Genomic DNA, 13556 nt, shown 5'->3' on the forward strand with positions numbered 1-13556 from the left:
ACGCCTTAGTGGCTGTCTTTATCTGTATGTGCTGTATTGTCTGAATCGCTATCATCAGCAAACACCACTTGTGTCCAACCCGCGCTAATAAGATCGTCTGTATTAAGCGCGCTTGCTGTCATCGGTGCCGGTGTCGGAATATCTAATGCTAACCACACTTCAGGTCGTGCATCTTGGCTATTTAATAACACCGCAACACTGCCCGTTATCAGCGTCGGAATGCCTTGATATAAAGCTGGCGCGACTTTACGCCAGTCATGTTTACCTTTACGTTCCCAGCTTTTATCACTGATAAAAGGTGCTAACCACAGCTCATCTAATTCCGCCATACCAGGCCATAGATCCACACTTTCAAATTCGACACTTTCTAGCTCAAGACTGTCTTGATGAATATTGCGGATCTCTTCATGCGCTAAACGTAATTCACCGATCATCGCCAATTCAACAGACGGTAAATCTTTAATCGAAATCTGATGGCTCGCGAGCACTCGTTCGCTCGATGCTTTTTGATGATAAGGTAAAAGTAATGCCGCTATCGCTAAGATTAAGATGATTAATAACGCCACCCACTTACCTTCACGACCACCATCGTCGGCTTGAACTGATTGACTGATCATTTTTCGCTGATCTCAACAACATCGACTTCAACTGGGTTTTCATGGCCTGCATCGAATACTAAATAGAAGTCCGTGTCCGGTTTACTAAATTCTGCAATTGAACGCTTATCGGTCACTGCTTTAGCAATCAGATTGTCATCGTAGTCATACATATTTACAGCGTAGTCAACGGCAGTACTAGCATCACTGTAACCCGCTTCACAAGCTACTTTGTCAGACTCGAACCAACAGCTCATTAAGGGGAAATGGGCACTTGCCGTCCCAGAAAATAAACCCGTCATCAATGAAAGCGCTAACAGCGTCGATTTGATTGGCATTTTTGTCATGAAAACCTCAACAATTAACTATTAACTATTAATAAATAAGTCATAAGTAATAGATAAATAGCAAAAGCCTGTAATCAGATTGCGTCTAATTACAGGCCATAATATAAATAATTCAGCACCACACTGCGCTGACTTAGTCGTCGTTAAAAACTACTGTAATAGTGCTTCAAAGGTGAAATGTACGTTCACACTGGCTTTGTCCGCCATCGGATCATTTTTCAATTCACCTTTGTAATTGGCTTTCATCAAGTAACGACCCGCTACGTTTGGCGTGAATGTCACGTTACCGTCCTTGTCACTCACCACATTAATTTGCTCTTGGTGATTACGGTACAACGTACCTTCACGGGTGATATCAGCAACAACACCGGCTTGTGGTTCGCCGTTAAAAAAGAATTGGAAACTCACCTCTTCACCTTCAACAATGTCAGACGGGTGAGTCAGTGGACGCATTTCTAGGTATTTACCTTCGATCTCTAATGCTTTTTCTGTTGGCATACCAACCGTCACATAGCTTTCTGCGCGGGTATAACTTACTTGTGTGCTCACATCACGAGCTTGTTCAGGGATCAGATTTACGCGTTCCGCTTTATTGGCTTTAACACGTTTAATGGTATCGCGACGACCGGCTTTATACGCTGTGTAGTAAGACGGTACGTTATTAATTGCGACTTTATGTGTGCCTTCTTCAGCAAAGTAGAAATCAAAGATAGAACGACGTTTACCACGGATCACAAAGTTAGGACGCTCTTTACGACCGTCAGGCATGATCACTTGTGCAAACTCACTGCCCGCTGGTTTATCAAATACGAACGTACCATGCGATGCAGTTACATCAAACGTTAACCAATCGCCGCCTTCTTTCGATACAGTGAAGTGTGATGGTAATACCCAACGAGGGTGTGCGTTTGCCGTTGTTGTTGCCGCGAGTCCTGCGATAACCGTGAAGGCTAAACCTAATACTTTTAACTTGTTTACTTTTAAACTCTTCTCTTTAAAAGACTGAACTGTAGACATTATCTTTCTCGCTATATTATTTAATTAGGTAGTTGATACGGATATCACCGGTTTCTTCTGTCGGCGCAATGGTGTGACTAAATGGCTGGTCACCTAACGTCATTTTTTGGCGGATGAAATTACGGCCACCGTGTTCACGTACTACTTCAACATAAAATGTATACTTGCCGGCTTCAACGCGGTTACCATCATTATCTAAACCATCCCAAGTGAAACGGTAATCACCTGCTGGGCGGGTTGCTGATGTAACGCCGTCAACTAAAGCGCGATCATAACGACCCACTTTTCGCCACCAGCTGCGTAAGTCTTTTAACCATTCATCTTTACCCACCCATAACTCAATGGTACGCACAGATTTACGCTTTGAATTCTCGATCCATATCGCCACATAAGGGCGGGCATACATAGTGGTATCAATCTTTGGCAAGCTAAACTCAACAGCGAGTGTTGCGGTGGCCGGAATAGGTGCGGCCGTGGCAAAAAAAGCTGGTAATAACAGGCAACTTAATAGTGCAACGCACTGACTAAGACGCTTAAATAACAAAGTCATACAAGATCCTTTAAGGAACGGCCACCACAAAAATAGCCAAGGTAACGAGGGAGCCAAATAAGGTCCATTTCAATGAGGTTGCGAAGGTTTTCTTTTTTGGTACCAATAAACACACACCGGTTAATACAAAAAACACCATCAACAGCGCGGTAACATCGATAAACAACTTCCATACGTCACCGCTGTTACGGCCTTTATGTAAGTCGTTTAATACGGCAATAACACCATAATGGGTCTTTTCAATCACCGCTTCGGTTGTGGTCATATCAATGAATACCGCGACGTTATACCCCGGACCTTTGTAGTCCATGGCGATCTCACCTTCGATTAATTCACCGTCTTCAACTTCGGTAAAAACATCTAAAGCTGAAGGTTGACCTGAAAGCTTAGCGTGTTCGGTAAGGTAATTAATAATACCGGCTTTATCGATAGCAACAGCGTCATTGGCATCACTGAATAAGGCCTGTGGTAACGTCAGAATAGTTTCTTCAATATCAGGCTGGCTGCTCACAAATAGGCTTGGACGATTTAAGGTAATGCCGGTGATCGAGAAAAATAACACCACCAGCAGCAATGCCATAGAAATATAGATATGCAGACGACGCGCCCATAATTGCACTTGCTTGTTTTTCAAAAATGTTTTGTTTTTTGATGTTGTCTTTTGGTGTTTCGATCTTATAGGTGTCTGGGGAAAAGACTGACTGATAGAGGACATGATCGTAATAACACTGCTTGGTTTATGGGATTAAAGTACAGGCAATGTAATTGATAATAGTTTTCATTGGCATTTAATTTACATTATTTACGTTAACTCAAAATGCAATATTGCCACTTAGCGGCTTACCACTCGTCATCAGTAATCAAATCACTGTCAATGATCTCGCAATAGGTTTTCACTTCAGCTTCGGAGTGTTGAATTTTGGCCGCATCAGCAAGCTCCCATGAACGTTCACAGGTTTGGCTACGTTCGCACCACAAATATCCTGCTGCAGGTAAACAACCATGTTCATCACGATCGCCACCGACAGTTTCTGATGGTGTGCTACTGCATGCAGTAATGCTAACTAAGAGTGAAAATGTGAGTAAAGGTGTGAGTATTTTAATTCGCATAATAACGTCCATGAGTAACGCGCATTAACATTATAATAGTATAGATGAAAAATAATATAGAGAATCAACTTGTTAAGAAAAAAGCACACCAGACTTAGACACCTGCTGTGCTTGCTCATCATGAATTAAAATGCCGTACTATGGAGATAATACGCCAAACAATGTATTACAAATTATGTTCAGCAAAAGACGCCAAACGACTACGCTGCACACCTTTTAAGAATACATTGGCACTGCCATCAAAGTCTTTAAAACGTTCCACTATATAGGTGAGACCAGAGGTGACGGCGGTTAAATAACTGCTGTCAATTTGCGATAGATTACCTGAGCAGACAATCTTAGTACCCTCGCCACAACGGGTAATGATAGTTTTCAATTGTGCTGCCGTAAGGTTTTGACACTCATCCAATAATACAAAGGCATTTTGAATCGAACGCCCACGCATGAAGTTTACTGACTTAAACTGTAAATTGGCTTTCTGTTTAATGTACTCCACTGAGCCATCTTTACACTCATCGTGTTTATGCAAAACTTCTAAGGTATCAGTGATCGCAGCCAACCAAGGCAGCATTTTTTCTTCTTCGGTACCGGGTAAGAAACCAATACTTTCGGCAATTTCAGGGGTATTACGGGTCACTATCACCTTGTCATACATTTTGCGCTCAACAACTTGCTCGAGTGCGGCGGCCATGGCCAAAAGAGTTTTACCGCTGCCCGCAGGACCCGTTAAGATCACCAAATCAATATGTGGATTCAATAAGGCCTCCAGCGCCATGCCTTGGTAAATATTTTTAGGATGTATGCCCCAGGCTTTTTTTGACATCAGGCGTTCACGCCCTAAATCAACAAAACTAATTTCACCTTTGTTTTTACCGACAACACGGGCGGCAAAGTGATCGGTTTCGTCAATCAGGTATTGGTTAATAAAAGTGTCTTTCAGCAATTCTGTTTCGACAGTATGAATGGTCTTCGAACCCATGGTTTCACTTTTCATACTTTCACTGTGACATTCATTTATCTCTTGCCAAAAGTCCCCGGTAAACTTATGAAATCCAGTGGCTAAAAACTTAATATCATCAATCAACTGATCAGAGCGGTAATCTTCAACATGTCTCAACCCCGCGCCTTTGGCTTTTAAGCGCATGTTGATGTCTTTGGTCACTAAGACAATTTCTCGCTCTGACTGGCCTTGTAAAAACAACGCCGCGTTGATAATTCGATTATCAGGTTCGTTATCAGTAAAAAAAGCATCTGGATGCATGACACTATGATCGGCAAAAATTGAGATCTTACCCAGCTTATTTTTACTTTCGACTTTTTGTAGTGGCACCCCTTCGCTGATTTCTTCGGGGGTCGCATTTGAAAAAATATCTTCCAGTGCACGAATAGCCACACGCGCATCGCGGCTGACATCTCGTCCTCGATCTTTAATATTATCGAGCTCTTCTAAAACTGTCATGGGGATCATGACATCATGTTCTTGAAAGGTGAAGATAGACAAGGGGGCGTGCAACAAGACATTGGTATCGAGAATGAAAACTTTATTGTTGGTACTTTCCATAGAAACACCTCATTTAGTTCGACTAGCTCTTAAAGTTTAGTCGTTGACCTCGTTGATTTCATTTTTAGCCATTTTTTTACAATTTCTGTGCTGCAATACGATATACTTACAAAATACATATCTCTGATGACCCTATCAGGCTTTTATTACGGAAATAAGATGACAGCAACCAAGACAGCACTTGATCCTAAACTATTTAAAAAAATCGAAATCATTTGTGAGAAAGGTGAAGAGCAGCTCGAAGCTGAAGAATACAAGATTGCGATCGAGACTTTCATGCAAGCTTATGATCTTGTTCCTGAACCAAAGATCCATTGGAACGTTTCTACTTGGATCTTAACTGCGCTAGGTGATGCTCATTTCATGCTAGGCGACTGGGCTGCATTAGAAGAAGCAACAGGCTTTGCTATGTTATGCCCTGAAGGTGCAATAAACCCTTATTTACACCTGCGTTTAGGTCAAGCACACTTTGAACTAGGCAACATGGAACCAGCTAAAGAACAGCTAGCAAAAGCGTTTGAAGCGGAAGGTGCTGAGATCTTCGGTGACGACGATCCAAAATATTTAGCATTCGCACAAGCTGAATAGCGAGTTACTAATAACGAGCTTAATAACTCAGTCGATAGCGAATACCACCCACAGCAGATCCATTGTGGGTGGCCATTATCGACTTTATACAACAAATACTAATCTAATCTAAAATCAATGTTAACCCCAATAACGCAGGTGTTGCGACTGTCGCGATTAAATTTGAACGTAAAAACTTAGGCTGCTGCGTAATATTCTGACCAAACTTAATGCCACCGTAAAGTGCATAAAACGCTAACGGCATTGGTATTAACGCGATCAAACTAAGTACTGGCAGATACCCTATCACTACATAAGTAATGATGATTAATGTAGCTAACGTGGCAAACACAGCATAAACATAGTTACTCACTTTGATGCCGTAAGCCATCGGAAAATCTTCACTGTCATTATCATCAGCCGATGCTTTGATATCGCCATAATTATTCAGTAACCACAGGTTATTCACCAAGAAGAATGGGATGATAGCGATAACCCAAACCAACTGTGTATATTGCCCAACTAAGACATACTCGGTGCCTAATGCGATTAATAATGCAAAACCAAAGCCCGGAGCCAATAATGAATAGATCGGATGTTTTTTGATAACACTGCTGTAGCTCAACAATATCATTAACCCAATCACACCTACCGGTAAAATACCTAAGCCAAACTTAACCACCAAAAATAAGCCACATAACAAGCTCACGATAAGTGCAACGAGTCCGGCAAGGAATGCGGAGTTAACTTGATCACGCGCACGAGGATGCCCAACATGTTTATCGCGATTTACTTTAAACGCCCAGGTATGTTTTAAATCTGAATATTCGTGGAATGTACAAAGACTGAAGTGACCAACAAACGCAGCGATGCACGCTGCAATTAATAAATAACCATTTACATCACCATGATTTGCGATCACAGCACTAAACCCTAAAAATATACATACAATAGTTAGCAGTAAATACGATAAATTTATCGTTTGTAGTACTGCTTTAAACCTGAATGCTAACATAGTCACACACCTTAAATTACTCATTTAGAGTTATACTAGCGTAACTAAAAGCAGCTAAATTTGATCTGAATCTAAAGATGTTCCGGATTTGAAGTAAGTGATGGTTAAAACTAAAATAAATGAATCATAAAACCGTTTGTAACGTAAATTAGATGTTAGATAGAAATAAATCACATCAGACTATAATAAAGAGCAGTTAACACTGAGTAATCTCAATATTTACTGCCCTCAACAATATACAATTAATACACAGTTAATCGTCTTTATACTATCTCAGCCGCAACCACTGATATTTCAACCAATAACGCTTCACGCGCCATACTCGCTTGTACGCATGCACGTGCAGGAGCGTGACCAGCAGGAACCCAAGCATCCCAAACCGCATTCATTTCAGCAAAATCTGCCATGTCTTTAATATAAATCGTTGCCGATAACATGTGATTTTTATCACTGCCCGCTTGGGCTAATAGCTCAGTCACTTTTGCTAACATAGTTTCTGTTTGCTCTTTGATACCATACGTTGCATCTGCGCATACTTGGCCACATAAGTAGATAGTGCCGTTGTGCTTTACAATGCGACTCATTCTTGGTTTCGTTCCCATACGTTCTATCATGCTAAATTCTCTTCGTTAAATATCAAGGTGAATACCCAGGCATTGGGTTAATTGTTTAGTTTACCTTGTCTTACAGATAAATTTCAGTTAAAAATAAGATTGGCGTAATAACTCAAGGGAGTGAGTACAAATGATAAGAACAGCTACCGAACTAGATGCCGAGGCAATCAGCCATATCTATAATCATTACATCGCTAATACAGTGATCACTTTCGAAGAAAAATTGGTCACAAGTGATGATATTGCCAGCCGAATCAAGGCAACACAGGCTGCCGGTCTCCCTTGGCTCGTGGCAGAAGACAATAACAAAGTGCTTGGTTATGCTTATGCAAGCCCTTGGAAAAGTCGTAGTGCCTATCAATTTAGTGTCGAAACATCGGTTTATCTTGCTCCTGATGCTTCAAAAAAAGGCTGGGGAAGCCAACTTTACCAAGCCTTATTTATACAATTAAAAACCACCAAAGTACGAACCGTCATTGGCGGCATTGCTCTGCCTAATCCCGCCAGTATCGCTTTGCATGAAAAACTTGGCATGCAAAAAAGTGCGCATTTTAGTGAGGTGGGCTATAAATTTAACCAATGGGTCGATGTCGGTTATTGGCAGAAACGTTTAGTTTAAACCCAAATTAAAGTTGTTCGAGACATTAATAGTTATGCTCTAGACTCCATTTACGTAAAATTTTGTTTTCCACTTTCGGCTCAATTTGCATGATCGCCTTGTCTAAAATTTTACGCAGCATGGCTTGGTCTTTACGTACCCCAAAACGATAGCGGTTCACGTATTTAGTACGTCCTGATACGGTTAAATTCTTTAGCCCCAGTTTGGCGATTTTATAACGCAGTACGAATAAGGATTCTATCGTCGCAACGATCTCACCATTAGCCGTTTTCTGCAGTGCTTCATCCGTGTTCTCGACTCGGCTAACGATCACTCTCGGGTAGTTGTTGCGGAGATATTCTTCATACACATAACCTTCAACAACAGCGACTGTTTTACCACGAAGAGACTTTAAGTTACGGATCCCGTGCACATTTTTCAAGGTTGCTAATGCAGCTTCTGCTTCGACATAAGGCGCAGTAAAGATCAACCATTGCGAACGTCTTGGCGTTTGATTAAGAAATGACAGTAGATCACAACCACCATTACGCGTGACATCTAAACTTTGTTGCCAAGTCTTGGTTTCTCGCACTTTAAATTTGACATCTAGCATCGCCGAAAACACCGCAACATAATCAGCAGCAATACCAATATAGCCCAGTTTAGGATCCCATGCTTCATACGGCATCCAGTTAGGATCAATACAGAGTTTTATTGGTTCTCGATCAGAAAGGTAGTTACGCTCTTCAGCTGTAAGGCGTATTTTATCAATCCGAGCATGGGCAGATAGACTAATACTGGCTAAACTTAGTGAACATAATAGCGCGATAATACAGCTCGTTTTTGTCATCGTTGTACTTACCTCATATTGCGTTTATCCAATATAAGTTAAGACTATAAATCACCAGCTATCTAGTAAATAGCCACAATTATCCATCTGTAATACCGATAAACAGCGTAACAAAACTGCCTAACAGATAAATCAGGCTAAAAATAAATGTCTTTAAGTCAGTGATAGAATTATAATTAAAGCAAATATCATTTGATGAATATGCCATGAAATATTTACTATTACTGACGATACTCTTGAGCGGTTGCAGCAACTACCCGCTACAAACCAACTTAGATAAAAATAACTTTACCGAATACTTCTCAATTTCTGGTGTTGAGTATTACACAGCGAGCGCACTACAAAATTATCAAGTTGAACAGCTTGGTTTAGTGGAAGGCGAAAGCTGTCAATCTGCCGATAATTTGCCACCAGCAGAACAACAACAAGCCAAAATAGCCGCGAAACGCAAGGCCGCTGCACTTAATGCCAATGGTATTATTATCCGTTCATGTATCGCGCCACCCGCATCAAAATCCTGCCTCAGCAGTTATGTGTGTTATGGCGATGCAATCAAGGTAACCCCTTTAACCAGCAGTAATGACGATAGCCAATAATGAAACTAGAACTCGATACAGTTGGGATCATTCATACCCCATATAAAGAAAAGTTTGCCGTACCGCGTCAACCGGGTTTGGTTTCTGCCGCTAAAGCAAAGCTCATTTTAAGTCCGCCATATGATGAAGCCGATGCGCTGCGCGGCATTGAACAATTTAGTCATGTGTGGCTGATTTTTGCTTTTCATGAAACCATGGATAAAGGTTGGAACCCGACCGTACGTCCGCCACGTTTAGGTGGTAATGAGCGTTTAGGCGTCTTTGCCACACGTTCTACTTTCCGTCCGAACCCATTAGGTTTATCGGTCGCGAAGTTAGATGGTATTACGATTAAAAATAATCAGTGTATTTTGAATCTATCCGGCGTTGACTTGGTCGATGGCACACCAATTTTAGACATCAAACCTTATGTACCTTATGCCGACAGTTTACCTGATGCCGAAGCGGGTTACGCGACGGATGCGCCAATTGCTGATATGCCTGTCGAGTTTACTGATGAAGCCTTAGCACAAATAACTGCGCAGCGAAAAAAGCATCCTGAATTGCAGATCTTTATTGCGCAAGTACTGGCGCAAGATCCGCGTCCAGCCTATAAAAAGAATAAAACAGCCCGCCAAGAATACGGGGTAAAACTGTATGACTTTAATGTGCGTTGGGCAGTGGAAGATAATATCACGACGGTATTTTCAGTCCTTAAGACAGTCGCTAAAGCCGTCACTGAATCGGAAAGCAGCAATGATTGATTATATTGCTCAGCATAAGCGCCGCTTGGCGTGGATGCCGGGCTTATATTACAAACTCAAACCGAAGGCATTAAGCTGGGCGAAAAGATGGCAAGCCGATTTGCAAGCTTATGTCATGTCGGTCGAAACGGTGGAGTTTGGTGACAATTGTTTTATTGCCCCCGATTGCCATATGTTTGCCGAACCCGGTCGTAAAATTACCATGGGCGATAATTGTTTCTTTGCTTCGGCGAGTTTTATGCACGGACCAATGACGCTGGGACACAACGTTGCGATCAACCACAGTTGCTCTTTCGATGGCGGTAAAAATGGCATAAGCATTGGTGATGATACTCGTATTGCCAATAATTGCGTTATTCATGCCTCTAATCACGGTATGCATCCTGACCAAGTGATCTGGCAACAAGCCTCGACTTCAAAAGGGGTGAGCATAGGTAAAGATGTGTGGGTAGGGGCGAATGTCGGTATTGTCGATGGGGTAACGATTGCTGACTATGCCGTGATTGGCATGCACAGTATGATCACCAAAGATGTGCCGCGGTGGGCGATAATGGCTGGCAACCCCGCGCACCAAATTGGCGACAGACGCGATAAAAAAGACAGTCTGATCAAACACATTCAGGCTGACTAACGCTGGTTTAACAGCGGCAGTCGCCTAAATCATGCACTTCTATTACAGTATTCAGTGTTATAAGAAGAATACACGCCACAGCCAATTGGAATCTAAATCATCTTTACAGGTACGATATTGGCCTGCATATTTCAATGAACGTTTATTCACTTTCTTGGCGACTTTCTTCAACCAAGGTTTCTGATTATAGCTTTTACGCTTATAACCGCCCCACCCTTCGTGGTAATTCAAGTATTGTTTTTCTGCATCCCACTTAGATATACCGTTGATTTTTTGGGATTTATTAATAAACCAGCCCATAAAATCCATGGCATCATGAAAATCAGCACGACTTGACCAACTATTACCGGTTTCCTTCACGTAATCACCCCAGGTCATGGTTTTTGCTTGGGCAAAACCATAAGCAGAACTCGCACGACCAGTAGGAATGATCCACCAATACTGCATCGGTGGCTGGGCATTATGTTTAAATGAGCTCTCTTGATACATCATCGCCATCGGCACATGTACAGGCACGCCCCATTTGTCTTTACTGTCGATGGCCGCTTCGTACCAATCGTATTTTTCAATAAAGATATCGCAAATATTTTCCGGATTACGAGGTTGTGACGAGCAACCAAACAATACGCTGCTGACAATTATAAGTGCAGCTAATCTCAGTGTTTTTTTCATTTTAAGTAGCACAAATCCAATTTTGGCAGCCAGTATATGGCCTACGAGAAACGAATAAAAGGACAGCAGTCAAAAATAAATAAAACTAATCATGAACTTTTACTGTTTACTCTGGCTGCGCCCTGTTAAAATCGCGCTCTTAAATCGATTTTATTAGTAAATAAAGGAACGTTATGCGCAGCAGCAATTACTTGCTTTCAACTTTGAAAGAAACTCCAAATGACGCAGAAGTAATTAGCCACCAGCTAATGCTTCGTGCAGGTATGGTTCGTCGTCTTGCATCAGGTCTATACACTTGGTTACCGACAGGCTTACGAGTTTTACGCAAAGTAGAAAACATCGTACGTGAAGAGATGGACAAAGCAGGTGCTGTTGAAACTCTAATGCCAATGGTTCAACCAGCAGATTTATGGCAAGAAACAGGCCGTATTGATAAGTTTGGTCCAGAGTTGTTACGCATTAACGATCGCCACAACCGTTCTTTTGTTTTAGGTCCAACGCACGAAGAAGTGATCACAGACATCGCGCGTAAAGAAATCAACAGCTACAAGCAACTGCCGTTGACCCTTTACCAGATCCAAACTAAATTCCGTGATGAAGTTCGTCCTCGTTTCGGTGTGATGCGTTCGCGTGAATTCCTGATGAAAGATGCGTATTCGTTCCATATATCAGATGAATGTCTAAACGATACATACAACAAAATGCATACAGCATATTGCAACATCTTCGAACGCATTGGCCTAGAATACCGTCCGGTACTCGCTGATACTGGTTCAATTGGTGGTGCCGTATCTCACGAATTCCACGTACTTGCAGAAAGCGGCGAAGACGATATCGTCTTTTCTGACGGCAGCGATTACGCAGCAAACATTGAAAAAGCAGAAGCACTAGCCCCTGCTGGTGAACGTCCTGCAGCAACGCAAACATTAACCGTTGTTGATACACCAGATGCACACAGCATTGAAGACGTGTGTAAATGCTTAGACGTTGACGCAACGCAAACAGTGAAAACACTGCTTGTTGCTGCTGAAGCTGAAGAAGGCCAACCACAAGGCGTTATCGCACTGGTAGTACGTGGCGATCACGTACTAAACGAAGTGAAAGCAGAGAAAATTGCTGGCGTTGCGTCTCCGTTAACATTTGCTAACGAAGAACAAATCCAAGCCGCAGCAAACTGCGATGCAGGCTCTATCGGTCCTAAAGGTCTGAACTGCCCTGTGATTGTTGATCGTTCAGCTGCACACCTAGCAGACTTTGTTTGTGGTGCTAACGTTAATGGCCAACACATCACTGGCGCTAACTGGGATCGTGATATTACAGAATACACAGTTGCAGATATCCGTAACGTTGTTGAAGGTGAAGCGAGCCCATGTGGTAAGGGTACACTTTCTATTAAACGTGGTATTGAAGTGGGTCATATCTTCCAACTTGGTACGCAATACGCAGAAGCAATGAAAGCTGGCGTATTAAACATGCAAGGTAAGCAACAAATCATGACAATGGGTTGTTATGGTATTGGTGTTTCTCGTATCGTTGCAGCAGCAATCGAACAGAACCACGATGAAAACGGTATTATCTGGAACGAGTCAATCGCACCATACAAAGTATCTATCATCCCAATGAACATGCACAAATCAGCAGACGTTAAAGAAGCAGCAGAGAAGATCTACGCTGACCTGCAAGCGGCTGGTATCGAAGTATTCTTCGATGATCGTAAAGAGCGTCCAGGTGTTATGTTCGCGGATTCTGAACTTATCGGTATCCCACACAACATCATCATCGGCGATCGTAGCCTGAAGAATGGCCTAGTTGAACATAAACTACGTCTAACAGGTGATAAGACTGAAGTTGCTGTTGCTGATATCGTCGCGCACGTTAAAAGCCTACTAGCTTAAGCTAATAGACAATTAACTGACTTCGGTTAAGGGAACAATCAAAGCCAAGCATCTGCTTGGCTTTTTCATATCCGCAGAAAATATACTCCCCTACTCAAAATTAACTTTTCTAGGTTTACTTTAATTTCAGTATGTTAGATTGTAGATGTGATTTTCTGTCATAATCATAAACCAGTTATGACGGCATCATATTT

Annotated in this window: 17 protein-coding genes; 6 read left to right on the forward strand and 11 right to left on the reverse strand. The window is 42.0% G+C overall.

Annotated features, from left to right (window positions below):
* Positions 1-5: 5 nt before the first annotated feature.
* The 7 genes from PE36_RS10810 to PE36_RS10840 all read right to left on the reverse strand — a co-directional run bounded on the left by PE36_RS10810 (position 6) and on the right by PE36_RS10840 (position 5181).
* Positions 6-617: a hypothetical protein gene (locus PE36_RS10810; RefSeq protein WP_006032061.1), complete on the reverse strand. Its 612-nt coding sequence runs from the start codon at positions 615-617 to the stop codon at positions 6-8.
* Positions 614-943, reverse strand: a complete 330-nt coding sequence (locus tag PE36_RS10815) for a hypothetical protein (protein ID WP_006032062.1) — start codon at positions 941-943, stop codon at positions 614-616. The genes PE36_RS10810 and PE36_RS10815 overlap by 4 nt, the downstream gene beginning before the upstream one ends.
* Before the next feature lie 150 nt (positions 944-1093).
* Positions 1094-1960: a DUF4198 domain-containing protein gene (locus PE36_RS10820; protein ID WP_006032063.1), complete on the reverse strand. Its 867-nt coding sequence runs from the start codon at positions 1958-1960 to the stop codon at positions 1094-1096.
* A gap of 16 nt (positions 1961-1976) precedes the next feature.
* Positions 1977-2510 (reverse strand): DUF2271 domain-containing protein, encoded by a 534-nt coding sequence (locus PE36_RS10825; protein WP_006032064.1) that lies wholly within the window; start codon positions 2508-2510, stop codon positions 1977-1979.
* Between the two features lie 10 nt (positions 2511-2520).
* A complete protein-coding gene (locus PE36_RS10830; protein ID WP_006032065.1) occupies positions 2521-3144 on the reverse strand; it encodes a PepSY-associated TM helix domain-containing protein in 624 nt (207 codons plus the stop codon).
* A gap of 206 nt (positions 3145-3350) precedes the next feature.
* Positions 3351-3620 (reverse strand): hypothetical protein, encoded by a 270-nt coding sequence (locus PE36_RS10835; protein ID WP_043994429.1) that lies wholly within the window; start codon positions 3618-3620, stop codon positions 3351-3353.
* 166 nt (positions 3621-3786) lie between these two features.
* The gene (locus PE36_RS10840; RefSeq protein WP_006032067.1) at positions 3787-5181 is read right to left on the reverse strand and encodes a PhoH family protein; all 1395 of its coding nucleotides are present in this window, start codon (positions 5179-5181) and stop codon (positions 3787-3789) included.
* A gap of 159 nt (positions 5182-5340) precedes the next feature.
* Here PE36_RS10840 and PE36_RS10845 point away from each other — a divergent pair, with 159 nt between their 5' ends.
* A complete protein-coding gene (locus tag PE36_RS10845; RefSeq protein WP_006032068.1) occupies positions 5341-5769 on the forward strand; it encodes a tol-pal system YbgF family protein in 429 nt (142 codons plus the stop codon).
* A gap of 103 nt (positions 5770-5872) precedes the next feature.
* Here PE36_RS10845 and PE36_RS10850 read toward each other — a convergent pair whose 3' ends face one another.
* Together PE36_RS10850 and PE36_RS10855 are read right to left on the reverse strand one after the other, a co-directional pair.
* Complete coding sequence (locus tag PE36_RS10850) at positions 5873-6763, reverse strand: prenyltransferase (RefSeq protein ID WP_006032069.1); 891 nt, start codon at positions 6761-6763, stop codon at positions 5873-5875.
* Between the two features lie 263 nt (positions 6764-7026).
* On the reverse strand, positions 7027-7377 hold the full coding sequence (locus tag PE36_RS10855; RefSeq protein ID WP_043994430.1) for a RidA family protein: 351 nt from the start codon (positions 7375-7377) through the stop codon (positions 7027-7029).
* A gap of 130 nt (positions 7378-7507) precedes the next feature.
* Here PE36_RS10855 and PE36_RS10860 point away from each other — a divergent pair, with 130 nt between their 5' ends.
* Entirely contained in the window at positions 7508-7996 is a 489-nt protein-coding gene (locus tag PE36_RS10860) for an arsinothricin resistance N-acetyltransferase ArsN1 family B (protein WP_006032071.1), read from the forward strand.
* 25 nt (positions 7997-8021) lie between these two features.
* Here the strand turns inward: PE36_RS10860 and PE36_RS10865 are convergent, their stop codons facing one another.
* Positions 8022-8825, reverse strand: a complete 804-nt coding sequence (locus PE36_RS10865; protein ID WP_006032072.1) for a transporter substrate-binding domain-containing protein — start codon at positions 8823-8825, stop codon at positions 8022-8024.
* Between the two features lie 206 nt (positions 8826-9031).
* Between PE36_RS10865 and rcsF the strand changes: the two genes are divergently transcribed.
* The 3 genes from rcsF to PE36_RS10880 are packed head-to-tail and all read left to right on the forward strand — an operon-like array spanning position 9032 to position 10795.
* Positions 9032-9421, forward strand: a complete 390-nt coding sequence (gene rcsF / locus PE36_RS10870; protein ID WP_006032074.1) for an Rcs stress response system protein RcsF — start codon at positions 9032-9034, stop codon at positions 9419-9421.
* Positions 9421-10164 carry a tRNA (N6-threonylcarbamoyladenosine(37)-N6)-methyltransferase TrmO gene (tsaA, locus tag PE36_RS10875; RefSeq protein ID WP_006032075.1) on the forward strand — a complete coding sequence of 248 codons (744 nt, stop codon included), beginning with the start codon at positions 9421-9423 and terminating at the stop codon, positions 10162-10164. The genes rcsF and tsaA overlap by 1 nt, the downstream gene beginning before the upstream one ends.
* Complete coding sequence (locus tag PE36_RS10880) at positions 10157-10795, forward strand: DapH/DapD/GlmU-related protein (RefSeq protein ID WP_006032076.1); 639 nt, start codon at positions 10157-10159, stop codon at positions 10793-10795. Before tsaA ends, PE36_RS10880 begins: the two co-directional genes overlap by 8 nt.
* Positions 10796-10852: 57 nt before the next feature.
* Here the strand turns inward: PE36_RS10880 and PE36_RS10885 are convergent, their stop codons facing one another.
* Entirely contained in the window at positions 10853-11467 is a 615-nt protein-coding gene (locus PE36_RS10885; protein WP_006032077.1) for a hypothetical protein, read from the reverse strand.
* Positions 11468-11640: 173 nt separating this feature from the next.
* Here PE36_RS10885 and PE36_RS10890 point away from each other — a divergent pair, with 173 nt between their 5' ends.
* On the forward strand, positions 11641-13362 hold the full coding sequence (locus tag PE36_RS10890) for a proline--tRNA ligase (protein ID WP_006032078.1): 1722 nt from the start codon (positions 11641-11643) through the stop codon (positions 13360-13362).
* Positions 13363-13556: the final 194 nt, after the last annotated feature.

It is taken from the genome of Moritella sp. PE36 (assembly GCF_000170855.1).
Lineage (GTDB): Bacteria > Pseudomonadota > Gammaproteobacteria > Enterobacterales > Moritellaceae > Moritella.

What these genes read in the sequence shown, in the direction of transcription:
- PE36_RS10810 (WP_006032061.1), bottom strand. Translation starts at nt 617, where the DNA reads ATGATCAGTCAATCAGTTCAAGCCGACGATGGTGGTCGTGAAGGTAAG.
- PE36_RS10815 (WP_006032062.1), bottom strand. Translation starts at nt 943, where the DNA reads ATGACAAAAATGCCAATCAAATCGACGCTGTTAGCGCTTTCATTGATG.
- PE36_RS10820 (WP_006032063.1), bottom strand. Translation starts at nt 1,960, where the DNA reads ATGTCTACAGTTCAGTCTTTTAAAGAGAAGAGTTTAAAAGTAAACAAG.
- PE36_RS10825 (WP_006032064.1), bottom strand. Translation starts at nt 2,510, where the DNA reads ATGACTTTGTTATTTAAGCGTCTTAGTCAGTGCGTTGCACTATTAAGT.
- PE36_RS10835 (WP_043994429.1), bottom strand. Translation starts at nt 3,620, where the DNA reads ATGCGAATTAAAATACTCACACCTTTACTCACATTTTCACTCTTAGTT.
- PE36_RS10840 (WP_006032067.1), bottom strand. Translation starts at nt 5,181, where the DNA reads ATGGAAAGTACCAACAATAAAGTTTTCATTCTCGATACCAATGTCTTG.
- PE36_RS10845 (WP_006032068.1), top strand. Translation starts at nt 5,341, where the DNA reads ATGACAGCAACCAAGACAGCACTTGATCCTAAACTATTTAAAAAAATC.
- PE36_RS10850 (WP_006032069.1), bottom strand. Translation starts at nt 6,763, where the DNA reads ATGTTAGCATTCAGGTTTAAAGCAGTACTACAAACGATAAATTTATCG.
- PE36_RS10855 (WP_043994430.1), bottom strand. Translation starts at nt 7,377, where the DNA reads ATGATAGAACGTATGGGAACGAAACCAAGAATGAGTCGCATTGTAAAG.
- PE36_RS10860 (WP_006032071.1), top strand. Translation starts at nt 7,508, where the DNA reads ATGATAAGAACAGCTACCGAACTAGATGCCGAGGCAATCAGCCATATC.
- PE36_RS10865 (WP_006032072.1), bottom strand. Translation starts at nt 8,825, where the DNA reads ATGACAAAAACGAGCTGTATTATCGCGCTATTATGTTCACTAAGTTTA.
- rcsF (WP_006032074.1), top strand. Translation starts at nt 9,032, where the DNA reads ATGAAATATTTACTATTACTGACGATACTCTTGAGCGGTTGCAGCAAC.
- tsaA (WP_006032075.1), top strand. Translation starts at nt 9,421, where the DNA reads ATGAAACTAGAACTCGATACAGTTGGGATCATTCATACCCCATATAAA.
- PE36_RS10880 (WP_006032076.1), top strand. Translation starts at nt 10,157, where the DNA reads ATGATTGATTATATTGCTCAGCATAAGCGCCGCTTGGCGTGGATGCCG.
- PE36_RS10885 (WP_006032077.1), bottom strand. Translation starts at nt 11,467, where the DNA reads ATGAAAAAAACACTGAGATTAGCTGCACTTATAATTGTCAGCAGCGTA.
- PE36_RS10890 (WP_006032078.1), top strand. Translation starts at nt 11,641, where the DNA reads ATGCGCAGCAGCAATTACTTGCTTTCAACTTTGAAAGAAACTCCAAAT.